The sequence below is a fragment of the Streptomyces sp. NPDC043854 genome (assembly GCF_056436005.1).
In genome coordinates, this window is record NZ_JBWKDK010000026.1 from 1 (window position 1) to 22,600 (window position 22,600).

Below are 22,600 nucleotides of genomic sequence, written 5' to 3' on the forward strand. Positions count from 1 at the left end.
CGGCCCCAACACCCAACCCCCCCACCCTAGGAATCAGGGGACGGGGGGGACGGAGGAACAAACCGGCGCCACCAAAAAGCAAAAAACCGGATCCCGGGGGCCGGGGGGCGGGGGGGCTGCGGCGGCCGCCCCCCGGCGGCCGGATGTGCCCGCCGGGAGCGGCGGGCCGGGGGCATGCTGGGAGCAGGGCGGCGGGCCGGCGGGCCGCCCTTCGAAGCCGCGGCCCCACCGCGGAGCGACCGGCATCACACCGGCCACCCGGTGACCTCGACCGTACGGGCCGGTAACTTCGCATCCGGTCCGTAATGAGCCGCAACTCACCCTTGGAGCCCCGATGCCCGAAGCAGTCATCGTTTCCGCCACCCGGTCCCCGATCGGGCGCGCCTTCAAGGGGTCCCTCAAGGACGTCCGCCCGGACGACCTCACCGCGACGGTCATCCAGGCCGCCCTCGCGAAGATCCCCGAGCTGGACCCGCGGGAGATCGACGACCTGATGCTCGGCTGCGGCCTCCCCGGCGGCGAGCAGGGCCACAACCTGGCCCGTATCGTCGCCGTGCAGATGGGCATGGACTACCTGCCGGGCACGACCATCACCCGCTACTGCTCCTCCTCCCTGCAGACCTCCCGCATGGCCCTGCACGCCATCAAGGCGGGCGAGGGCGACGTGTTCATCTCCGCGGGTGTGGAGACGGTCTCCCGTTCGGTCAAGGGCACCTCGGACGGCCTGCCCGAGACCCACAACCCGCTGTTCGCCGAGGCGGAGGCCCGTACCGCCGAGGTCGCCCAGTCCGAGGGCTCCACCTGGCACGACCCGCGCGAGGACGGCCTGGTCCCGGACGCGTACATCGCGATGGGCCAGACCGCGGAGAACCTGGCCCGCCTCAAGGGCGTGACCCGCCGGGACATGGACGAGTTCGGCGTGCGTTCGCAGAACCTGGCCGAGGACGCCATCAAGAAGGGCTTCTGGGAGCGGGAGATCACGCCGATCACCACCCCGGACGGCACCGTGGTCAGCAAGGACGACGGCCCGCGCGCCGGGGTCACCCTGGAGGGCGTGGAGGGCCTGAAGCCGGTCTTCCGCCCGGACGGCCTGGTCACGGCCGGCAACTGCTGCCCGCTGAACGACGGCGCCGCGGCGCTGGTCATCATGAGCGACACCAAGGCGCGCGAGCTGGGCCTGACCCCGCTGGCCCGGATCGTCTCGACCGGTGTCACCGCGCTCTCCCCGGAGATCATGGGCCTGGGCCCGGTCGAGGCGTCGAAGCAGGCCCTCAAGCGAGCCGGCCTGACGGTGGGCGACATCGACCTGTTCGAGATCAACGAGGCCTTCGCGGCCCAGGTCATCCCGTCCTACCGGGACCTGGAGATCCCGCTGGAGAAGCTGAACGTCAACGGCGGCGCCATCGCGGTCGGCCACCCGTTCGGCATGACGGGTGCCCGCATCACCGGCACCCTGATCAACAGCCTCCAGTTCCACGACAAGCAGTTCGGCCTGGAGACGATGTGCGTGGGCGGCGGCCAGGGCATGGCCATGGTCATCGAGCGGCTGAGCTGAGCCGTAGCGGAGGGTAGGGGTCGCCCGAGGGCTGCGCCGACATGCGGCTCCGCCGCGTGGGGGCGGCACCTGCCCGCAGCGCAGGCGAAGCCCAGCGCGACCGACAAAGCGAGCGGCTGAGCTGAGGCCTGGGCCAGGCGCCGCAAGGGATCTGCTGATCCCTTGCGGCGGTACTGACACCGGTTCTAATCCCCTCGCGGCCGACCCGTGACCGAAATTCCCCCAGGATGTGACCTTCGTCCTGGGGGTTTGGCATTTCCCCAGGTCAGGGTAGAGGGCTTTGCGTCTGGTGTGACGAAAGCCCTGTCCATTTCGTGACGTAATGCACTGCACGCCATTCCCATGTCAGGACACTCTGATGTAGGAAGTCGGGGGATCGAGTCACACCAGGAGTTAGTCAGTGAGCGCCATGTCTCTTGCCCTGCTGCTGACCACGGCCGTCGCTGCGGCCGTGGGCGCTGCTGCGCTGCACGCTGTCCACGGCCTGCGCAAGCAGGTCACGGCCCTGCGCGGCGAGCTGGCCGTGCCGGCCCAGTCGCGTGGTGCGAGCATCCCGCACGCCCGCCATGCCGTGCCGTCCCCTGCTGCCGAGATACGGGCCGCCGTGGCCGAGGCCCTGGCCGAGGAGCGTGAGCGCGAGCTCGCCGAGGCGCGGGCCTTCTGGGCGGCGCAGGAGGCCCGTGACGCCGCCGACGCGCCCTCGCTGCTCGGCGGGCTGCCCGGGCTCGGGGACGACGCCCCGGCCGTCTTCCTGCCCCGCCAGGCGGACCTGGTGGGCCTGGAGCCGGTACTCGGCGAGGAGGTCGCCGACGAGTACCCCGAGGACTCCCCCGAGCTGGCCGCCGCCCGCCGGCGCCACCCCTCGCACCCCGACTTCGTCCCGGTCCAGCCGGCGGCGGCCGGCGCCGACCACGAGCGGACGGTCAGCCGCCTGGAGGAGCTCGCGGAGGCCCGTACGGCCCTCGCGGACGTCCGCCCGGGCCCGCTGGGCACGCTCGACGTGTACGTGTTCACCGACGGGACCACGCTGTGCATGACCCCGGGCCACCGGGAGACGGCCGAGCGCCTCGCCGAGGCGCTGCGCTCCGGCACGGCACCGGTGCTGCTGGGCGGATCGGGCATCTCCGGCGCCTACGCGCTGACCTTCTCCTGCGGCGGGGACGCGCAGGATCCGGACAACAACGTCTACATCCTCGCGGACCGCGTCATCGCGTCGCTCTGACTTCCGCCTGCTCCACCAGCCGCACGGCCTCGTCCAGGATCCCGGACGGGGCCGTCGCCGTTTCCCGGGCATCGCCCGCCCCCGCCCCCGCGCCGGCCTCGGCGTCGGCGTCCGCGGCGCGCAGCGCTTCCGCCAGGTCCGCTCCGGCGACCGCTACCTGGTCCCCGACGACGAAGACGCCCGCATCCGGAATCTCGCGCGCCGGAGCCGTCCGGCGGGGCTCCTCCAGCCGCTGGGCCCGCACGGAGAGCTCCCGGGCCAGCCGGAGGGCCTCGGCGGCGGCTCCCTGCCGGAGGCGGCTGTGGGGCATGGCCCGCAGCCGGTCGGCGAAGCGTTCCACGGCGGCGGTCAGGGGCGAGGTATCAAGCACCCGGCCGACCTTACGCGCCGCCCCGGCGCCATTGCCAACGGGCGAACTCTCCGGCACGGTGACGTGAAGAGAACAGCACGGCACACCTTCCGGAGGCGCCCATGTCCGTAGAGTTCTCCGAGCAGACCCACCGCAACATGATCGACAGAATCCCCCAGGCCACCGGCCGCGACCTCGCCGAATGGCTGCGGACCGTCGAGGACGGCCCGTCCCTCATCCGGTTCGAGGAGAAGGTGAGCTGGCTGCGCGGCGCGCACGAGCTGTCGTACGGTCAGGCCAAGGCGATCATCCACGAGTACGACCTGCGCAGGGCCGCCCGCAGGTTCGGCTGAGCCCGTTCCGCGCCGGCCCCTGATCCCCCGTCCGGTCCCCGACCCCCGCCGGTTCCCTCTCCGCCCACGACGCGGGAAGGCCCCGCGAGCGGTGTGCTCGCGGGGCCTTCCCCCTGTCGTGCCACGGCGTGTGTGCCGTGCCGTGCGGGGCCCGGTTGGGGCTCCGGTCCGGTCAGTCGTCGCCGGAGAGGATCTGGAACAGGCGCAGCAGCTCCAGGTAGATCCACACCAGCGTCATCGTCAGACCGAAGGCGGCCATCCAGGCCTCGTCGCGCGGGGCGCCGTAGGTCACGCCGTCCTCGACCTGCTTGAAGTCCAGGGCGAGGAAGCAGGCGCCGAGGACGACGCCGAGGATGCCGAAGGCGATGCCGAGGCCGCCGCTGCGGAAGCCGAGGCCGTCACCGCCCGCGAAGAGCGAGAACAGCAGGTTGGTGACCATGAGCAGCATGAAGCCCATGGCGGCGGCCATCACGAAGCCGTAGAAGCGGCGGGTGACGCGGATCCAGCGCATCTTGTACGCGAACAGCACGGCGGCGAAGACGCACATCGTGCCGAGCACGGCCTGGATGACCACACCGGGGCCGATGTAGGTGCTGGTGGCCGCGCTGATGACGCCGAGGAAGACACCCTCGAAGGCCGCGTAGCCGATGATGATCGCCGGGGAGGCCTTGCTCTTGAAGGTCTGGACGAGCGCCAGAACCATCGCGACGAGCGCGGCGCCGATGGCGATGCCGTACGACTTGCCCAGGTTCATCGGGTCGACGGGCAGGGCGAGCCAGGCCAGGGTCGCCGTCAGGATGACCGTGCCGAGCGTCATGGCCGTACGGCTCACGACGTCGTCCATCGTCATCGCGTTGGCGCGGGCCGGGGCCTGCGGCATCCCGGTGGTCAGGTCGGTGGCGTAAGGATTCGTCGCGTACGGGTTGGTCCCGGCCTGCTGGTGCTGCGCGTCAAAGCCCGCGTAGGCACCGTTGTCGCGGCTGAACCCCCGTCGCGAGAAGACCGGGTTACTGCTCCTCATCTCACTCCTCCATGGCCACCGTGCGCGGCCTTGCATCAAGAGTAATGCGTTAGCAAAGAAATGACTCTACTGCTGGAGGAGGATCTTAGGAGAAGGCGCGGCCGACCGCAGGCGGTAAATCGGGGGGCGCGTGTCAGAGGCGCCGGGCCTCTCCGCCGGTGTCGCGGATGAACCACCGGAGCGCCCCGAGGGTGATCAGGTGTTCCTCCTCGCGGGGCTTGCCGCCCTCGGCGTCGGCGCCGGCGGGGCGGGGTCAAGGCCCGCTCCGCGAGCGGGGGCGGGCGGGGGGCGTCAAGCGGGGCGGCGAGGCGCCTACGGGGCCTGCCGGGCCTGCCCGGGTGCGCGATGCCCCCGCGGGCGCGCGCCGGCCGGGATCCGGGGCATGGAAAAGGCCGAACTCCCGGTGTCCACCGGCAGATCGGCCGTGGTGCGTAGTGCCCGGAGCCGGACTTGAACCGGCACGACCTCAAGGCCAGCGAGGTTTAAGCTCGCCGTGTCTGCATTCCACCATCCGGGCAGGATGCTGCGGGTCCGCGCGAAGTACCGGACGCTGCGTCGAGCCTATCGGGAACGCCCTGGTCGGGAACGGGCTCTCAAGCCGATGTTGTCTGATTTTATTGGCGCTTGAGTGGGCGTCAGGCCGAGAAGACGCGGTCGGCCCGTTACCGGGGGCGATCACCTCCAATTCGGGAATGACGGGATTTCGATGGCCCGCCCGGGCCTTTGCGCCACCCCGGGCCACCCCACCTCCGAAGGCCCCGATCCGGCCCGGGTCCGCGACACGGCGGGCGGCCGGCCGGCACGCCCGGCGCGCCGCCCCGCGTCAGGGGTGCCGTCATACCAGAGGAGGAGGCGGGACGCCCCGCGGTCAGACTCGAGTGGGCCGTCGAACGGGCACCTCGGCTGATTCCCCGCCAGGTTCGCGCGGTGACGATGGAAGAGTCCCGCCGTTCCACGCGGACCGCCGTCCGGTCCGCCGCCCGAGGAGTCGCTTGCCGTGACCGCCATGAACTACGCCGCCCCGCACACCGCCCACGCCGTGGCGGCCCGGGCCACCGGCCTCTCCAAGGTCTACGGACAGGGAGAAACCCAGGTGGTCGCCCTCAACCAGGTGTCCGTGGACTTCGGCCAGGGCCAGTTCACCGCGATCATGGGCCCCTCCGGCTCCGGCAAGTCGACCCTGATGCACTGCGTCGCCGGACTCGACACCTTCTCCTCCGGCTCCGTCCGCATCGGCGACACCGAGCTCGGCAGCCTCAAGGACAAGCAGCTGACGCAGCTGCGCCGGGACAAGATCGGCTTCATCTTCCAGGCGTTCAACCTGCTGCCGACCCTGACCGCGCTGGAGAACATCACGCTCCCGATGGACATCGCCGGCCGCAAGCCCGACAAGCAGTGGCTCGACACCGTCATCGACATGGTCGGCCTCTCCGGCCGCCTCGGCCACCGCCCCACCCAGCTCTCCGGCGGCCAGCAGCAGCGTGTCGCGGTCGCCCGCGCCCTGGCCTCCCGCCCCGAGATCATCTTCGGCGACGAGCCCACCGGCAACCTCGACTCCCGCTCCGGCGCCGAGGTCCTCGGCTTCCTGCGCAACTCCGTGCGCGAACTGGGCCAGACCGTCGTCATGGTCACCCACGACCCCGTCGCCGCCTCCTACGCCGACCGCGTCATCTTCCTCGCCGACGGCTCCATCGTCGACGAGATGATCAGCCCCACCGCCGACGGGGTCCTCGACCGGATGAAGGCCTTCGACGCCAAGGGCCGCACCAGCTGACGCCCGGCCCTCCCGGCCCTCCCCGCCCTCCCGGCCCTCCCGGCCTCCCGCACGCGCACGCCCCGCGCCGCCCGGCGCGCCCGGCCGCCCCGGCCATCTGCCGCCCCGCCGCCCGGCCGCGTCTCCTGCCCGCCCTCCCGCGGACCACCACGACTTCTGGATTCCCCATGTTCCGTACCGCCCTGCGCAACGTGCTCGCGCACAAGGCCCGCCTGCTGATGACGGTCCTCGCCGTCATGCTCGGCGTCGCCTTCGTCTCCGGCACGTTCGTGTTCACCGACACCGTCAGCAAGGCGATGTCCGACCAGTCCCGCAAGAGCTACGACGGGGTGGCCGTCTCCGTCACCCACTACGGCCCCGGTCGCGCCGAGGACGGGACCAAGGAGGAGGGCGAGCCGGGCATCAGCCAGCAGACCCTCGACAAGGTCGCCAGGCTGGGCGGCGTCGACTCCGTCTCCGGCCGGGTCTCCGGCTTCGCCGGCGTCGCCGACCCGAGCGGCAAGCTGATCGGCACCGGCTGGGCCAACCAGGGTGCCAACTTCGCCCCCGTCAAGGACGGCAAGGACCCCCGCTACGCCTTCACCGAGGGCCACGGCCCGGCGAAGGCCGAGGAGGTCGCCCTCGACCAGGCCTCCGCGAAGGCCGGCCGCTACTCCGTCGGCGACAAGGTCCGCGTGGCCACCAACGGCCCGGTCAAGGAGTACACCCTGGCCGGCGTCTTCACCACCGAGGACGGCGCGGTGAACGCCGGCGGCTCGCTGGTGCTCTTCGAGAACAAGGTCGCCCAGGAGCTCTACCTGGCCCCGGGCTACTACTCCGAGCTCGCCGTCGCGGCCAAGCCCGGCGCCGACGCCCGCAAGCTGCTCTCCGAGGTGACCCCGGTCGTCGGCAAGGACGCCAAGGCCGAGACCGGCGCCGCCCTGGCCGAGCGCAACGCCAAGGACATCGAGAAGGGCATGAGCGGCCTGAAGACCGGCCTGCTCGCCTTCGGCTTCATCGCCCTCTTCGTCAGCATCTTCCTCATCTACAACACCTTCACCATGCTGGTCGCCCAGCGCACCAAGGAGCTGGCCCTGCTGCGCGCCGTCGGCGCCACCCGCAGCCAGGTCCGCCGGTCCGTGCTGAGCGAGGCCCTGCTGGTCGGCGTCCTCGCCTCCGCCCTCGGCCTCGCCCTCGGCGTGGGCCTGGCCGTCGGCCTGCGCGCCGGCATGGAGGGCTTCGGCGCCAAGATCCCGGCCGGCCCGCTGGTCGTCTCCTCGACCGCCGTGATCACCGCGATCCTCGTCGGCGTGAAGGTCACCGTGCTCGCCGCCTGGCTGCCCGCCCGCCGCACCTCCAAGATCCCGCCGGTCGCGGCCATGGGCAGCGCCCACCTGCCGCAGAGCGCCAAGGGCCTGGTGGTCCTCAACAGCATCGGCGGCGTCCTGGCCGGCATCGGCTTCGCGCTGATCCTGTGGGGTTCCTCGAAGGGCGGCGAGACCGGCCGCTGGATCATCGGCGGCGGCGCGTTCTTCACCCTCGTGGGTGTCGCGGTGCTGATCCCGATGCTGTCGCGGCCGCTGATCGCCGTCGTCCGCCCGCTGCTGAACCGGGTCTTCGGCGTCGCCGGCAACCTGGCCGCCCGCAACGCGGTCCGCAACCCGCGCCGCACCGGTGTCACCGCCGGCATGCTGACCATCGGCCTGACCCTGGTCACCGGCCTGACCGTGCTCGGCGTGACCGTCGGCAAGGCCGTCGACCGCTCCACCACGGACCAGATCCGCGCCGACTACATGCTGACCATGGCCAGCGGCGGCGACCTGGACCCCTCGGTCCTGACCGCGCTGGAGAAGACGCAGGGCGCCACGGCCGTCTCCGGCCAGCAGGCAGGGTACTTCAAGGGCTCCGACGGCCTCTTCCACTCCGCCTCCGGCGTCAACCCGGCCGCGATCGACCAGCTGGTCAACTTCAAGGTGGTCAGCGGCTCGGTCGCCGGCCTGGCCCAGGGCCAGGTCGCCGTCGCCGACAAGACCGCCAAGAAGGCCGGCCTGACGGTGGGCAGCACCTTCGAGGCCGCCTTCGACGGCGCCGAGGCCAAGAAGTCCCTCAAGGTCGCCGCGATCTTCGAGGAGAGCGAGCTGGTCTCCCCGTACGTCCTGGACGCCAAGCTGCTGCCCGTCGGGGAGGGCGAGAAGCCGCAGATCCGCCAGGTCTTCGTGAAGATGGCCGGCGGCGAGTCCAAGGCCAACGAGCAGAAGGTCATCGACGCCCTCGGCGACAACCCCGCCATCAAGATCGCTGACAAGCAGGACATCCGGAACGAGATGGGCGGCATGATCAACTTCATGCTGAACCTGATGTACGGGCTGCTGGGCATGGCGCTGGTCATCTCGGTCCTCGGCGTCGTCAACACCCTGGCGATGTCGGTCTTCGAGCGGACCCAGGAGATCGGCATGCTGCGGGCGGTGGGCCTCAACCAGGGCCGGGTCAAGAACATGATCCGCCTGGAGGCCGTGGTCATCTCGCTCTTCGGCGCGGTGCTCGGCGTCGGCCTCGGCACCTTCCTCGCCTGGGCGCTGGGCCGCACCTTCAAGTCCTCGATCCCGAACTACGAGCTGGTGATCCCGTTCGACCGGATCGGCGTCTTCCTGCTGCTGGCCGCCGTGGTCGGCATCCTGGCCGCCATGTGGCCGGCGCGCAGCGCGGCGAAGCTGAACATGCTGACGGCGATCAAGACCGAGTAGTAGCCGGCGGCGGCCCTCCCGGGCCGCCGGCGCACCGCGCACGAGGGACCCGCACGGGCCCCGGGCACCCGCCCGGGGCCCGTCCGCGTACCGGGGCGCGGACGGGGGCGGGGGCGGGCGGGCAGCGGGGGCGGGCGGGGAGCGGCCGGGGCCTGCGCCCCGGGGCGTACGGGCCTCATGCGCTCCAGGTGCGCAGCCGCAGCGGCAGCCCCGACGCCCCGCCCGTGCCCGGGCGGACGGCCAGCACCTGGTTGACGCCCATGCGGCCCCGCTCGAAGCCCAGCGCGCAGGCCGCCATGTACAGCAGCCACACCCGGGCCCGGCCGGGCGAGGTCAGCCGTACGACCTCCTCCCAGTGCTCCTGGAGCCTGGCCACCCAGGCCCGCAGGGTGAGCCCGTAGTGCTCGCGCAGGGCCTCCACGTCCCGGACCTCGAAGCCGGCCCGCTCCAGTTCGCCGACGGTCGTGCCGAGCGGCGAGAGCTCCCCGTCGGGGAAGACGTACGCGTCGATGAACTCGTCGACGCGGTAGGCGGCTTCGTCCGGCTCGGGCCGGCGCGCGATCTGGTGGTTCAGCAGCCGGCCGCCGGGGGCGAGGAGGGCGTACAGGGTGAGGGCGTACTCGCGGTAGCGCTCGGCGCCCACGTGCTCGGCCATGCCGATGGACGAAATCGCCTCGTACGGGCCGTCCTTGACGTCCCGGTAGTCCTGCACCCGGATCTCGACCCGGTCCGCCAGTCCCTCCTCCGCGACCCGCTTGCGGGCGTACAGGGCCTGTTCACGGGAGAGCGTGATGCCGGTGACGCGGACGTCGTACGCGCGGGCCGCGTGCAGGGCCATGGAGCCCCAGCCGCAGCCGACGTCGAGGAGCCGGTCTCCGGGGCGCAGGCCAAGCTTGCGGCAGACGAGGTCGAGTTTGTCCCGCTGGGCCTGCTCCAGGGTGGAGCCCGTGCTCCAGTAGGCGCAGGAGTACACCATGGAGGGGCCGAGGACCCGCTCGTAGAACTCGTTGCCCACGTCGTAGTGGTGACTGACCGCCTGCCGGTCGCGGTGCTTGCTGTGCGCCGGCCCGCCGCGGCGGAGGGCCTCCTCGGGCGGCGGCGCGGGCGCCGGCCAGGGCCGGGCCAGGGCCACCAGGTCGCGTACGGCGGCCCGGACGGCCGGGTCGCGCAGCATCGCCGCGGTGCCGGCGCACCCGTCGAAGGCGGCGCCCAGGGGCAGCTTCGGCAGGCTCGGGCGCAGGGCGGTGAGCCTGGTCAGGCCCGTGCGGCGGGCCGGCGGCCGCATACCGGGGACCGCGCCCGCCACCGGGACCACCGCGGCCGGGGTTCCGGCGGACCGGACCGGCGCGGCGGGCTCCCGCTCCCAGAGCAGGCCGGCCACCTTGTCCAGCAGTTCGTACAGGTCCCCGTCGACGGTGAGGTCCCCGGCCACCCAGGCACGGGCCAGGCCCAGTTCGCCGGGCCGCCACAGGATCCGGCGCAGGGCGCGGCGGCGGGCCAGGACCAGGACCGGCCCGGACGGCGGCCCGGCCTCGCTCCCGTCCCAGGCCCGGATCCGGACGGGCAGCGGGGCACCCAGCAGGGTCTCGGCGACAGCGGCCAGCCGCGGCGCGGCGTCGGTCATCGGCGGCACCTCCAAACCATCCGACGAAACGGCTTACCCATTTCCGTCGGCGGCATGCGGTGCCGACCGCCAGTGCCCCCCGGAGGCCGTAACGCCGGCACCGGAACGCCTGCCCGGCGCCGGAACACCTGCCCGGCGCCGGGGACGTGTCCGCGGGGCACCGGGAACACCGAAGGGGCCGCCCGCACCACGGATGGCGGGCGGCCCCTTCGGGGACGTGCAGTACGTACGGGAGGTGCCGGGACGTACGGCCGGTCAGGTCAGGACCCGGTCAGGAGGCCTTGGCCTTCTCGGCGGGCGCGGCAGTCGCGGCGGCCGGAGCCGGAGCGGGCTTGGCGGCCTCGTAGAACTCCTCGCGCGGAGTCTCCAGAGCACCGAGGGAGACGACCTCACGCTTGAGGAACATGCCGAGGGTCCAGTCCGCGAAGACGCGGATCTTGCGGTTCCAGGTCGGCATGGCCAGGCCGTGGTAGCCGCGGTGCATGTACCAGGCGAGACGGCCCTTGAGCTTGATCTTCATCTTGCCCATGACGATCATCGCAACGCCCTTGTGGACGCCGAGACCGGCCACCGCACCCTTGTTGGCGTGCTCGTACTCCTTCTGCGGGAAGCCCCGCATGCCGGAGACCACGTTGTCGCCGAGGATCTTGGCCTGGCGCAGCGCGTGCTGGGCGTTCGGCGGGCACCAGGCGTTCTCGACACCGGCCTTGCGGGCGGCGACGTCCGGGACCTGGGCGTTGTCGCCGGCGGCCCAGATGTAGTCGGTGCCCTGGACCTGGAGGGTCGCGGCGGTGTCGACGTGGCCGCGCGGGCCGAGCGGCAGGCCGAAGCGGGCCAGCGCCGGGTTGGGCTTGACGCCCGCGGTCCACACGATGGTGTTGGAGTCGACCTCGAGGCCGTTCTTCAGCACGACGTGGCCGTCGACGCAGGAGTCCATCGAGGTGCCGAGGTAGATCTCGATACCGCGGGACTCGAGGTGCTCCTTGCCCCAGGTGCCGAGCTTGGGCCCGACCTCGGGGAGGATCTTGTCGGCCGCGTCCACCAGGATGAAGCGCATGTCGTCGCGCTTGATCGTGGAGTAGTACTTGGCGGCGTCGCGGGCCATGTCCTCGACCTCGCCGATCGTCTCGGCGCCGGCGAAGCCGCCGCCGATGAAGACGAAGGTGAGGGCCTTGCGGCGGACGTTCTCGTCCGTCGTGGACTCGGCCTTGTCGAGCTGCTCGAGGACGTGGTTGCGCAGGCCGATGCCCTCCTCGACGCCCTTCATGCCGATGCCCTGCTCGGCGAGGCCGGGGATCGGGAAGGTGCGGGAGATGGCGCCGAGCGCGATCACCAGGTAGTCGAAGGGCAGCTCGTACGCCTCGCCGACGAGCGGCGTGACGACGGCGACCTTGCGGTCCTGGTCGATGGTGGTGACCCGGCCGGTGAGAACCTCAGCCTTGGGCAGCACGCGTCGCAGCGGGACGACGACGTGCCGAGGCGAGATGCTGCCTGCGGCCACTTCGGGGAGGAAGGGCTGGTAGGTCATGTAGGACCGCGGGTCGACGACCGTGACGGTCGCCTCGCCGTAGCGCATCTTCTTCATGATGCGCTTGGCCGCGTACAGGCCTACGTACCCACCTCCTACAACGAGGATCCTGGGACGCTCCGTGGTGCTCATGGAACGAGTATCCAGCACCCCCATGGGTGATGCTCGTGAGCCCCTTCACAAGGACCGACAGGGCCTCTGCTACACTCCGCCCCCCAAGTGACCCAGGTCATGGTGCGGAACGGGAACCAAGGTGTAACGGGATTCGTTGTCCACCCGCCCTGAACTGGCCTCCAGTCCCGCCGGCGGAGTAGACCACCGGGTTCGTGGATGGCTACCGGCGATGCGCGGCGCGCTCCCCGGTTCGCACGAACGCGCGGGCAAAAGGGGCCCACCGCCCCCGCAAACCCCCCGAACGATCCTCCACTTGACTCGTCCGGGCCTTTTTCCTTGTGAAGAACTTCACGAACTTTCTTCGGGGAGAGGGACCTAAGACCCCCATAAAGGCCCCTCCAGCCCCTTGAGCCCCTTACATTCCTCTGCCCGCGACCACCCGCCACCGCCCGCTCCGCGGGCCCTCCGGCCTCCACCGGCTCCGGGTCGGCAGCCACCGGATCGCCTACCGGGTGCCGGATGGCGCACTCGTCGTCCTCGCCGTCGAGGTCGGCGACCGGCGCGACGTCCACCGCACGGAAACGAAGAGCGCCCCCGGGTGGGGGCGCTCTTGCGGGTCAGGCGATGGACCAGGCGATGCCGTCCAGGATGTCGTGTTCCGAGACGACGACCTCCGCGGCGCCGATGCGCTCCATGATCGCCAGGAGGACCAGGGCGCCGGCGCCGATCACGTCGACCCGGCCCGGGTGCAGGACCGGGATGGCGGCCCGCTCGGCGTGGGTCGTGGTCAGCATCCGCTCGGTGATCTCCCGGACGGTCGCGTACGGGACGCGGGCGTGGTGGATCTCCGAGGAGATGTACTCCGGCAGGCCGAGGGCGATCCCGGCGACCGTGGTCACCGAGCCGGCCAGGCCGACCAGGGTGCGGGCCTCGCGCAGCGGGACCGTCTCCTCGGCCAGGTCCAGGGCCGCCTCGATGTCGGCCCGTATGGCGGCGATCTGCTCCGCCGTCGGCGGGTCGGTGACCGTGCCGTCGACCACCAGGTGCCGCTCGGTCATCCGGACGCAGCCCACGTCGACGGAGCGGGCCGCCCGGACGTGCTCCTCGCCGACGACGAACTCGGTCGAGCCGCCGCCGATGTCCACGACCAGGAACGGCTTGTCCAGCCGGTCCGTGCCGGTCAGCTCCTTGGTGGCGCCGATGAAGGAGAACTCCGCCTCCTCGTCGCCGGAGATCACCTCGGGCTCGACGCCCAGGATCTCGACGACCCCGCGGACGAAGTCGTCGCGGTTCTCGGCGTCGCGGGAGGCCGAGGTCGCCACGAACCGCAGCCGCTCGGCGCCGAGCTCCTTGATCACCTGGGCGTACTCGCGGCAGGCAGCGAAGGTGCGCTCCAGGGCTTCCGGGGCCAGCCGGCCGGTCTTGTCCACGCCCTGGCCGAGGCGGACGATCGTCATCCGCCGGTCCAGCTCGACCAGCTCGCCGGTGGCGGGGGAGCAGTCCGCCACCAGCAGGCGGATGGAGTTCGTTCCGCAGTCGATACCGGCGACCCGGGTCACGCCTCCGACCCCTTCTGCTCCGCGTCCGCGGCCTTGTCACCGCTGCCGCACGGGGTGACGCACGGGCCCTTCGCCCACCACTCCGGCAGCATGGCGAGGGCCTCGTCGCCGAACGGGTTCACCCCCGGGCCGGCGGCCAGCGAGTGGCCGACGAGCACGTGCAGGCACTTCACCCGGTCCGGCATCCCGCCGGCGCTCGGGAAGCCCTGGAGCACCTCGATGGCGTCGCGGCGCCGGATGTAGTCCTCGTGCGCGGCCTGGTAGGCGGCGGCGAGCTCGGGGTCCTCGGCGAGGCGGGCCTGCATCTCCTTCATCACGCCGTTGGCCTCCAGCGTGCCGATCGCGGAGGCCGCGCGCGGGCAGGTGAGGTAGTACAGCGTGGGGAAGGGCGTGCCGTCGGGCAGCCGGGGGGCGGTCTCCACCACGTCGGGCTGGCCGCAGGGGCAGCGGTGGGCGATGGCCCGCAGCCCGCGCGGCGGGCGTCCGAGCTGCTGCTCGAACGCCTCGATGTCCGCGTCGGTCGGCTCGGTCCGGTCGGTCTGGGGCGGGGGCGTCTGCATGCCTGGAGGAAGTCTCTTCGTTCTCGTCGTTCTCGGGGATGGGTGGTGCTGCTGGTGCTGGTGCTGGTGCTGGTGGCCGGAACTGCTGCTGCCGGCCGGTGGTGCCGTCAGTCGCCGGGGCGGTCGGCCTTGTCCACGCCGTCCCAGACGTTGGAGTACCAGGGGCGGTCGGAGCCGGCATGTCGGGTGCGCCGGCGCTCGGCCGCCTCGGCCCCGGGGTCGGTCATGATGTAGCTGATCTCGCCCGGGCGCACGAAGTGCAGGTGTTTGCGCGCCTGTTGCTCGGCATACGCGTCGTCCTGCCAGCGGGCCTTCTCGTCGCGCAGCCGTTCGAGGCGCTTGCCGGCCGCTGCGGCCGCCCGCTGCTGCGCTGCGATCTCCGAGCGCTGGGAGACGTACTGGCGCATCGGGTAGGCCAGGGCGACGACCAGCGTACAGAGGACCAGCACCAGGAGGGCGGCCCGCCCGGTCAGCCGGCTGCGGCGGACCTGGCGGCGGCTCTGGGAGCGGTAGACGTGGGCGGCGGTCCGCTCGCCGAGCTGCTTGAGCCTGGTCGCGGTGGAGAAGGTGGAGAACCGATCCCGGTTCCCGGCCATTGATCCGCCTCCCCTGGTGTCCGCGCGCCGACCCTCGCCGGCGCGCGCCGTACGGCCTTCGTGCTTCGTGCTTCGTGCTCGTTCTTCGCGCTTCGTACCACGCACTACGTCCCCGCACACGGTACGGGACCGAGTGCGGGGACGTACGGAGGCTCAGGGGCCCGTCAGCCCTTGAAGCGCGGGACGCCGGGCTTCAGGGCGTCAGCCCTTGAAGCGGGGGAACGCGCTGCGGCCCGCGTACACCGCGGCGTCGTCGAGGATCTCCTCGATGCGCAGCAGCTGGTTGTACTTGGCGACGCGCTCGGAGCGGGCCGGGGCGCCGGTCTTGATCTGGCCGCAGTTGGTGGCGACGGCCAGGTCGGCGATGGTGACGTCCTCGGTCTCGCCGGAGCGGTGCGACATCATGCACTTGAAGCCGTTGCGCTGGGCGAGCTCGACGGCGTCCAGGGTCTCGGTCAGCGAGCCGATCTGGTTGACCTTGACGAGCAGGGCGTTGGCGGTGCCCTCCTCGATGCCGCGGGCGAGGCGCTCCGGGTTGGTGACGAAGAGGTCGTCGCCGACGAGCTGCACCTTGGCGCCGAGGCGCTCGGTGATGACCTTCCAGCCGGCCCAGTCGTCCTCGAACAGCGGGTCCTCGATGGAGACGAGCGGGTACGCGGAGACGAGCTCCTCGTAGTACTCGGTCATCTCGGCGGCGGAGCGGGACTGGCCCTCGAAGAGGTACTTGCCGTCCTTGTAGAACTCGGACGCGGCGACGTCGAGCGCCAGGGCGATGTCCTTGCCCGGGGTGTAGCCGGCCTGCTTGATGGCCTCGAGGATGAGGTCGAGGGCCTCGCGGTTGGAGCCCAGGTTCGGGGCGAAACCGCCCTCGTCGCCGAGGCCGGTGGACAGGCCCTTGCCCTTCAGCACCTTCTTGAGGGTGTGGTAGACCTCGGTGCCCCAGCGCAGGGCCTCGGAGAAGGACTCGGCGCCGATCGGCGCGATCATGAACTCCTGGATGTCCACGTTGGAGTCGGCGTGCGAGCCGCCGTTGAGGATGTTCATCATCGGAACGGGCAGCAGGTGCGCGTTCGGGCCGCCGAGGTAGCGGAACAGCGGGAGGTCGGAGGCCTCGGACGCGGCGTGCGCCACGGCCAGGGAGACGCCGAGGATGGCGTTGGCGCCGAGCGAGCCCTTGTTGTCGGTGGCGTCCAGGTCGAACATGGCCTGGTCGATCAGGCGCTGCTCGGTGGCGTCGTAGCCGACGAGCTCCGGGCCGATCTGCTCGATGACCGCGAGGACGGCCTTCTCCACGCCCTTGCCCATGTAGCGGTTCGGGTCGCCGTCGCGGAGCTCAATGGCCTCGAAGGCACCGGTGGAGGCGCCGGACGGAACGGCAGCACGGCCGGTGCTGCCGTCGTCGAGGCCCACCTCGACCTCGACCGTGGGGTTGCCTCGGGAGTCCAGGATTTCCCGGGCTACGACGACGTCGATGGACGGCACGAGCATCTCCTTCTGGGATGTGACGCTGGGTGTGCGGTGGCGGGTCAGGCCGTGGGCCGGCCTTGCCGCCTAGAGCCTAACCGGCTCCGGGCGGTCGGCCGGCCGACCGCCCGGGTCCTGGGACGAAAAAGGGCCCGAATACCCCGCTTCCGGGACATACGGACACCTGATCGGGCCGTGACCGGCCGCCGATCGGGCCGCCGCGCGGGCTCCCGCCGACCCCCTTCGGGGCGCGGACACACCACCGCCCGGCGCGTGGGGGGATACGCGCCGGGCGGTGTGCTGCACACGTGCAGTGGCCGTCCGCTTCAGTCCGCGCGGGCTACGCACGCGGGGCTTCGCGGGATGTTCAGCCGAGCTTCAGCTTCTGGCCGGGGAAGATCAGGTCGGCGTCGGAGACGATGTCCTTGTTGAGCTCGAAGAGCTTCTCCCAGCCGCCCTTGACGTTGTTCGCCTCGGCGATGGAGCCGAGGGTGTCGCCGGACTTGACCTCGTAGGAGCCGTTGCCGGTCTTCGGGGCGGCCGGGGCCTCGGAGCGCTCGGACCGGGTCGTGGGGGCCTCGGTGCGCGAGGTCTCCTTCTTGGTCTCGGTCTTCTTCGGCTGGGTCTTCTTGGTCTCGGTCTTCGGGGTCGACTTGGTGGTGGTGCTGTTGGTGGTGGTCGAACCGCCGCCGGTGTAGGCGGAGTTGGACAGGCCCTTGCCGCAGTGCGGCCAGGCGCCCTTGCCCTGGCCCTTGAGGACCCTCTCCGCGATGGCTATCTGCTGCGCCTTGGTGGCCTGGTTGGCCTGCGGGGCGTACGCCTTGCCGCCGTACCCGGCCCAGGTGGAGGCCGAGAACTGCAGGCCGCCGTAGTAGCCGTTGCCGGTGTTGATGGACCAGTTGCCGCCGGACTCGCACTGGGCGACGCGGTCCCACTCCGAGGCCGTGGCGGCGGAGGCGGTGCCCGCGGTCATCAGGGGCGCGGCGACCGCGACACCGGCGACGCCGGCGAGCGTCACGATGCGGGTGGTCCGCTCGATGGCGGTGGCGCGGCGGTGCTTGCCCTTGCCCGAAAGCAGCATGGAGTTCTCCTCACCGACGCCTGCGAGGTGAGCTGTCGGGTTCGGGCGGATGAGTTGCCCGGCCGCGCTGTGATGCGCGGCTTCACCCCAAGCCGGTCCGCAGCCGTCTCTCAACGGCCCTTCCCGGCACCTGCGTTGGTTCCCCCGCTCCTGCCTTCGGCGCTTGACGCGACGAGTGTTCCCTCCGTCCGCCGGCAGGATTCGGCGATGCGGTCGAAGGGGCCCGCGGTGGCGAGCGGTTCAGACCGTAGACACGTCCCTCCCCGATGTTCAACGAGGAACATCGGGGAGGGAGGACCCCTACTTGCGCTGCTTTTCGGGGTGTTTGCGCAGGTGAGGGCGGGGTTTGCCCAAGCCCTCGGGCGAGACACGCCAGTTGACCGGAAGAGACACATGTCTCATTTGAACGAACCGGACATTCAAGGCCTTCCGGGTGTCCGAACTGCCCCTGTTATTTGCTTAGATCCAGATTCTGCCCCGGCTTGATCAGGTTGGCGTCACCGCCGATGACCTGCTCGTTGGCCTTGTACAGCGCACCCCAGCCGCCCTTCACCCCGTTGGCGTCCGCGATGGTCGCCAGGCTGTCGCCCTCCTTGACGGTGTACGAGGCCGGCGAGGTCTCGACGGCGGGCGTACCGCGGTGCTTGCCGGTGCCCAGGGTGCTCGGGACGGCGCCCGGGTCCGTGGAGGCGCCCGTTGCGCCCGTCGCGCCCGGTGCCGTCGGGGCGGAGGGGTCCGCCGGACTGCCGCCCGGGGTCGGAGCCCCCGGCGTCCCGGGCGCGGAGCCGTCCGGGGTGCCCGGCGTGGCACCCGGCGTGCCCGGCGTAGCGCCCGGCGTGCCCGGCGTGGCACCCGGGGTGCCCGGCGTGGCGCCCGGGGTGCCGGGGGTGCCCGGCGCGGTCGGGGTGGGCGTCACCGGGTTCGCGGTCGGGTCGCCGGGGAAGACCGGCGGGAGCGTGGGCGCCGCGGTCGTCCCGTCCGGCTCGGGCATGACGGGCAGTCCGCTGGACGGCCCCGTCGGCGCGGGCGGCATCGTGTAGTCCGGCGCGGGGGTCGGGGCGCCGTAGTCCGTGGCCCGGTTGCCGGAGCCGGTCGGGGGCACCGCGGCGTCCGGGCGGCTCGGGGACTGGCCGACGGCCCGGTGCTGGCCCTTCGCGCCGGGGTCCACGTCCGCGGCGGGGGCGTCCTTGGCCAGCCCGGCCTGGGTCGCGCAGTTCTGCCAGGCCTCGGGGCCCTGGGAGCCGAGCACGCGCTCGGCGACGGCTATCTGCTGGGACCGGCTCGCGAGGTCGGCGCGCTCGGCGAACTCCTCGCCGCCCGCGTTCTTCCACTCCTCCTGGGTGAACTGCAGCCCGCCGTAGGCGCCGCTTCCGGTGTTGGCACTCCAGGTGCCCCCGCTCTCGCACTCGGCGACCTTGTCCCAGGTGGCGGCTTCCGCCGCGCTCGCACCGGTGGCGGCCAGCAGTGGCATGGCCAGTGCGGAGCCGGTGACTCCGGCGGTGACGACAATCGCGGGTACCTGGCGGGGGCGTCTGTGGCGGCCGTTCCCGGAACGCATGTGCAGCACCTTTCGCATAACGGCTGGGTAACGGCAGAACCTAGCGGCCTTCCGACGATTGTCACAAGTTGAGCAAGAACCTGACTTTCCCTCAGGAGAAGCTCAGATGTTTCGGGGTGTGAATCGGACGGGAAGGGTGCGAAGGCCGCGCATGATCAGACCTCCGCGCCACCGAAGGTCAGTTGACGGAACAGCGAGTTCCAGATCCGGCAGACGCGTCAGCAAAGTCGCAAGCGCCGTCTGTCCCTCGAGTCGCGCGAGCGGGGCGCCCAGGCAGTAGTGGATCCCGTGCCCGTACCCCAGGTGCTGGTTGTCGGCGCGGGCGAGGTCGAGGGTGTCCGGATCGGCGAACCGCGCCGGGTCCCGGTCGGCGGCGGCGAGCACGACCAGCACCGGGTCGCCGACGGCGATGTCCTGGCCCCCGAGGGTCAGCGGCCGGGTGGCGAACCGCCAGGTGGCCAGCTCCACGGGGCCGTCGTAGCGGAGCAGTTCCTCGACGCCGGTCTGGAGCAGGCCGCGCTCCCCGGCGGCGAGGGATTCCTGCAGGCGGGCGCGCTGGCCGGGGTTCGTGAAGAGGGAGTGCACCCCGTTGCCGATGAGGTTCACGGTGGTCTCGAAACCGGCGAACAGCAGGATGAAGGCCATGGCGGTGGCCTCGGCCTCGGTCAGGTGGTCCCCGTGGTCGCTCGCCCGGATCAGATCGGAGATGAGGTCATTGCCCAGATCATCCCTTTTGCGGTGGATGAGTTCGCCGAGGTAGGTCCGCATCTGCTTCACGGAACGGGCCACTCCGCCCCGCGGGCCGCCGCCGTGCCGGATCATCATCCCGGCCCAGTCGCGGAAGTCGTCCTGGTCCTCGCGCGGTACGCCGAGCATCTCGCAGATGGCGTAGATGGGGAGCGGGAAGGCGAACTCGTGGATGAGATCCGCCTCACCCCGCCCGGCGAAGGCGTCGATGAGCTGGTCGGTCAGCTCCTGCACCCGCGGTGTGAACTCCGCCACCCTGCGCGGGGTGAACGCCTTCGACACCAGGCGCCGCAGCCGCGTGTGGTCCGGCGGGTCGATGTTCAGCAGGTGCGTCATCAGCTCCGCCTTGCGCTCCCCCGGGATCCCGGTCTTGCCCTTGGCGTGCGCCGGCTCCGCGTGGTGCGCCGGGTTCTTGCTGAGCCGCTGGTCGGCGAGGGCCTGGCGGGCATCGGCGTACCGGGTCACCAGCCAGGCCTCGACCCCGCTGGGCAGCCTCGTGCGGTGCACCGGGGAGTGCTCGCGCAGCCAGGCGTACGCGGGGTAGGGGTCGGTCGCGAACTCCCAGTCGAACAGGGTCGGGCCCTGGCCGGATGCGGGGTCTTCGGGGGCTGCGGAGGTCGGCTCGTGCACCCGTCGACGGTATCCCGGCCGCCGGACGCCATCCCGTTCGACTCCTCCTCCGGCCGGAGCCGGGGGCTTCCCGCCATGCCGGTCGGGCTGCGCGACGGACGGGCCCGGACCGGCCCGGACCGGCCCGTGGACCCGCACGGGCTGAACCCGCCCCGGCGCGCGCCCGCCACGGCTGACCCGCCACCGGGCCCGGCACGCGGACGGCCCGGCACCGGACGGCCCGGCGCGTACGGCTCCCCGGCTACGCGCCGACGCCCTCCGCGGCGCGGATCGCGTCCCGGTAGGCGCGGGCCGCCGCGCGCAGCGCCGTCTCGGGGTCGATGCCCGCCGCCTCGGCGCGCGCCGCCATCCGCAGCAGCTCGTACCCGATGCCCTCGCCGTCCGGCAGCTCCACGGCCACGCCGCCCGCCCGGACCCGGCCGGCCAGCTTGGCCGCGAGGGCCAGGCCCGGCTGGCCCAGCGGGATCCCGTCGGTGACCGACTCCCGCTGTTTCTCGACCGCCTTGGTGCGCTGCCAGTGCGCGGCCACGTCCTCCGCGGTCCGCGCCTCGGCGTCCCCGAAGACGTGCGGGTGCCGGTGGATCAGCTTCTCGACGAGGCTGCCGGCCACGTCGTCCACGGAGAACGGCTCGTCCGGGTGCTCCTCGGCGATCCGCGCGTGGAAGACCACCTGGAGCAGGACGTCGCCGAGCTCCTCGCGCAGCTCCTCCCGGTCGCCCTCCTCGATGGCCTCGACCAGCTCGTACGCCTCCTCCATCGCGTACTTGACCAGCCCCTCGTGGGTCTGGCGCGAGGTCCACGGGCACTCGCGGCGGACCCGGTCCATGACCTGGACCAGGTCGAGCAGCCGCGCGCCGGGCAGGTCGTACGAGCCGGGCAGCAGCTCCAGGTCGGGCATCGCGACCCGGCCGGAGCCGGCCATCCGGGCCAGGCCGTCGGTGAGCCGCCGGTCGCCCTCGCCGGCCGGGATCAGCACGACCGTGCGCCCGCCGGCGCAGGCCTCGACCAGCCCCTGCGCGTCCGGGCTGTCGATGGCGACCTCGACGCCCGCCTCGCGCAGGTACGGCAGCTGCGGGTGCTCCGGGTCGGTGCACAGCACCCGGTCCGCGGCGTGCAGGGTCTGCCAGGCCGGCCAGGACAGCAGGCCGGGGGCGACCCGGTGGCTGGCGGTGAGCAGGACGATCCGGCCGACGGCGGTCTCGTCGGCCGGCTCGGGGGCGGGATCGGCGGGATGGGAGTTCACCCTCCGAACCTACCTCCCTCCCCCGGCCCGCGGCCGGGGACCCCGGGCGGCTCAGGCTCCGGCAGGGGCCTGCCCGGGGCGGGTCCGCTGGCTGATCCAGGGGATGGCCTGGTCGCCGAGGACGATCTGCTGCGCGTCCCAGACCCCGTAGCGCGGGTTCACCTCGATGTGCAGGGCCTTCGCGGCCGCGCCGAGCTGCTCCAGGGCCTTGTCCTGGCTGCCGTAGTGGGCGAAGAGCTTGTCCCGCAGCAGCTTGAAGCGGAGGTCCGCCTCCACCTGGCCGGGGGCGAGGTGGGCCTGTTCGAGGGCGGAGGCCTCCAGCCGCTCGGCGCCGCCCGCCTTCTGGAGCTGGCCGTCCCGGAACTCCTCGAGCTCCCGCTGGCTGACGCCGATGCCCGCGTCCTTCGCGGCGTGTTCGAGGACGGCCGTCTGGAGCATCTTGTTGAGTTTGACCCGCTCCAGGCCCGGCGAGGACTGGATCAGCTGGGCCGCGGCCTCGCCGGCCCGGTTCTGCGCGGCGCGGACGTCCTTCACCTGGGCCTGGACCGCGGAGGTGGTGATCCGTTCGCCGCCGACGACGGCTGCTGTTCCGGGGCGCGCCCCGCCCGAGCAGGCGGACAGCAGGGGGGCCGCCGCGAGCAGGGCGGCGGAAACGGAGAGCGCAGTGCGACGGTGCAAAGGAGCCTCCAGGGCCGGGAGATTGTGCGTCGGTGCACAAAAGGCCGTGCGGTGATCGATGGTATGCAGTCCGGGTGGTCCGAGCCACCGGTTCGACCAACGATTCCCGGAGTGTCGCGGCACGCGTGTGCCGGTGCCCGGGGTTGGTGTGTTGGTGCCCACGGTTGGCGTCCAGGCCACCCTGCGGACACCCCCGGGCCCCCCGGGCGTGGCAGGGTCGG

General features: G+C 72.1%; 18 protein-coding genes, 1 tRNA gene, 1 pseudogene and 1 riboswitch. Of the genes and pseudogenes, 6 read left to right on the forward strand and 14 right to left on the reverse strand.

What is annotated here, in order from left to right; genetic code table 11:
• Positions 1-334: 334 nt before the first annotated feature.
• Positions 335-1,555: an acetyl-CoA C-acetyltransferase gene (locus AC068A_RS22985; protein ID WP_478587652.1), complete on the forward strand. Its 1,221-nt coding sequence runs from the start codon at positions 335-337 to the stop codon at positions 1,553-1,555.
• Positions 1,556-1,964: 409 nt separating this feature from the next.
• Positions 1,965-2,777, forward strand: coding sequence for a hypothetical protein (locus AC068A_RS22990; RefSeq protein WP_478587803.1), 813 nt, complete (start codon positions 1,965-1,967; stop codon positions 2,775-2,777).
• Here the strand turns inward: AC068A_RS22990 and AC068A_RS22995 are convergent.
• Positions 2,761-3,147 carry a hypothetical protein gene (locus AC068A_RS22995; protein WP_478587654.1) on the reverse strand — a complete coding sequence of 129 codons (387 nt, stop codon included), beginning with the start codon at positions 3,145-3,147 and terminating at the stop codon, positions 2,761-2,763. The two genes, AC068A_RS22990 and AC068A_RS22995, sit on opposite strands and share 17 nt — an antisense overlap.
• A 101-nt stretch (positions 3,148-3,248) precedes the next feature.
• On the opposite strand from AC068A_RS22995, the gene AC068A_RS23000 reads away from it, so the two are divergent.
• A complete protein-coding gene (locus AC068A_RS23000; RefSeq protein ID WP_478587656.1) occupies positions 3,249-3,479 on the forward strand; it encodes a DUF4287 domain-containing protein in 231 nt (76 codons plus the stop codon).
• A 172-nt stretch (positions 3,480-3,651) separates the two neighbouring features.
• Here the strand turns inward: AC068A_RS23000 and AC068A_RS23005 are convergent, their stop codons facing one another.
• The gene (locus tag AC068A_RS23005) at positions 3,652-4,500 is read right to left on the reverse strand and encodes a Bax inhibitor-1/YccA family protein (RefSeq protein WP_478587658.1); all 849 of its coding nucleotides are present in this window, start codon (positions 4,498-4,500) and stop codon (positions 3,652-3,654) included.
• Positions 4,501-4,935: 435 nt separating this feature from the next.
• Positions 4,936-5,017 (reverse strand) — tRNA-Leu (locus AC068A_RS23010).
• A gap of 489 nt (positions 5,018-5,506) precedes the next feature.
• Here AC068A_RS23010 and AC068A_RS23015 point away from each other — a divergent pair.
• Positions 5,507-6,274: an ABC transporter ATP-binding protein gene (locus AC068A_RS23015; RefSeq protein ID WP_478587805.1), complete on the forward strand. Its 768-nt coding sequence runs from the start codon at positions 5,507-5,509 to the stop codon at positions 6,272-6,274.
• A gap of 167 nt (positions 6,275-6,441) precedes the next feature.
• Entirely contained in the window at positions 6,442-8,997 is a 2,556-nt protein-coding gene (locus tag AC068A_RS23020; protein WP_478587660.1) for an ABC transporter permease, read from the forward strand.
• 175 nt (positions 8,998-9,172) lie between these two features.
• On the opposite strand, the gene AC068A_RS23025 is transcribed toward AC068A_RS23020, so the two are convergent.
• Positions 9,173-10,621 (reverse strand): class I SAM-dependent methyltransferase, encoded by a 1,449-nt coding sequence (locus AC068A_RS23025; protein WP_478587662.1) that lies wholly within the window; start codon positions 10,619-10,621, stop codon positions 9,173-9,175.
• Between the two features lie 271 nt (positions 10,622-10,892).
• A complete protein-coding gene (locus tag AC068A_RS23030; RefSeq protein ID WP_478587664.1) occupies positions 10,893-12,281 on the reverse strand; it encodes an NAD(P)/FAD-dependent oxidoreductase in 1,389 nt (462 codons plus the stop codon).
• Positions 12,282-12,709: 428 nt separating this feature from the next.
• On the opposite strand from AC068A_RS23030, the pseudogene AC068A_RS23035 reads away from it, so the two are divergent.
• A pseudogene (locus AC068A_RS23035) lies at positions 12,710-12,838 on the forward strand (type II toxin-antitoxin system RelE family toxin); the annotation flags it as partial.
• A 42-nt stretch (positions 12,839-12,880) separates the two neighbouring features.
• Here the strand turns inward: AC068A_RS23035 and AC068A_RS23040 are convergent.
• The 9 genes from AC068A_RS23040 to AC068A_RS23080 form a co-directional block, all read right to left on the reverse strand.
• Positions 12,881-13,822: a Ppx/GppA phosphatase family protein gene (locus AC068A_RS23040; RefSeq protein WP_478587666.1), complete on the reverse strand. Its 942-nt coding sequence runs from the start codon at positions 13,820-13,822 to the stop codon at positions 12,881-12,883.
• The gene (locus AC068A_RS23045; RefSeq protein ID WP_478587668.1) at positions 13,819-14,382 is read right to left on the reverse strand and encodes a DUF501 domain-containing protein; all 564 of its coding nucleotides are present in this window, start codon (positions 14,380-14,382) and stop codon (positions 13,819-13,821) included. The genes AC068A_RS23040 and AC068A_RS23045 overlap by 4 nt, the downstream gene beginning before the upstream one ends.
• 107 nt (positions 14,383-14,489) lie before the next feature.
• A complete protein-coding gene (locus AC068A_RS23050; RefSeq protein ID WP_478587670.1) occupies positions 14,490-14,978 on the reverse strand; it encodes an FtsB family cell division protein in 489 nt (162 codons plus the stop codon).
• A 201-nt stretch (positions 14,979-15,179) separates the two neighbouring features.
• Positions 15,180-16,466, reverse strand: a complete 1,287-nt coding sequence (gene eno, locus AC068A_RS23055; RefSeq protein ID WP_478587672.1) for a phosphopyruvate hydratase — start codon at positions 16,464-16,466, stop codon at positions 15,180-15,182.
• 343 nt (positions 16,467-16,809) lie between these two features.
• A complete protein-coding gene (locus tag AC068A_RS23060) occupies positions 16,810-17,523 on the reverse strand; it encodes a transglycosylase family protein (RefSeq protein ID WP_478587674.1) in 714 nt (237 codons plus the stop codon).
• A gap of 2 nt (positions 17,524-17,525) precedes the next feature.
• Positions 17,526-17,695: riboswitch (cyclic di-AMP (ydaO/yuaA leader) on the reverse strand.
• Between the two features lie 279 nt (positions 17,696-17,974).
• On the reverse strand, positions 17,975-19,081 hold the full coding sequence (locus tag AC068A_RS23065) for a transglycosylase family protein (protein ID WP_478587676.1): 1,107 nt from the start codon (positions 19,079-19,081) through the stop codon (positions 17,975-17,977).
• A 102-nt stretch (positions 19,082-19,183) separates the two neighbouring features.
• The gene (locus AC068A_RS23070; protein ID WP_478587678.1) at positions 19,184-20,458 is read right to left on the reverse strand and encodes a cytochrome P450 family protein; all 1,275 of its coding nucleotides are present in this window, start codon (positions 20,456-20,458) and stop codon (positions 19,184-19,186) included.
• 241 nt (positions 20,459-20,699) lie between these two features.
• Complete coding sequence (locus AC068A_RS23075) at positions 20,700-21,701, reverse strand: nucleoside triphosphate pyrophosphohydrolase (protein ID WP_478587680.1); 1,002 nt, start codon at positions 21,699-21,701, stop codon at positions 20,700-20,702.
• Between the two features lie 51 nt (positions 21,702-21,752).
• On the reverse strand, positions 21,753-22,379 hold the full coding sequence (locus AC068A_RS23080; protein WP_478587682.1) for a SurA N-terminal domain-containing protein: 627 nt from the start codon (positions 22,377-22,379) through the stop codon (positions 21,753-21,755).
• Positions 22,380-22,600: the final 221 nt, after the last annotated feature.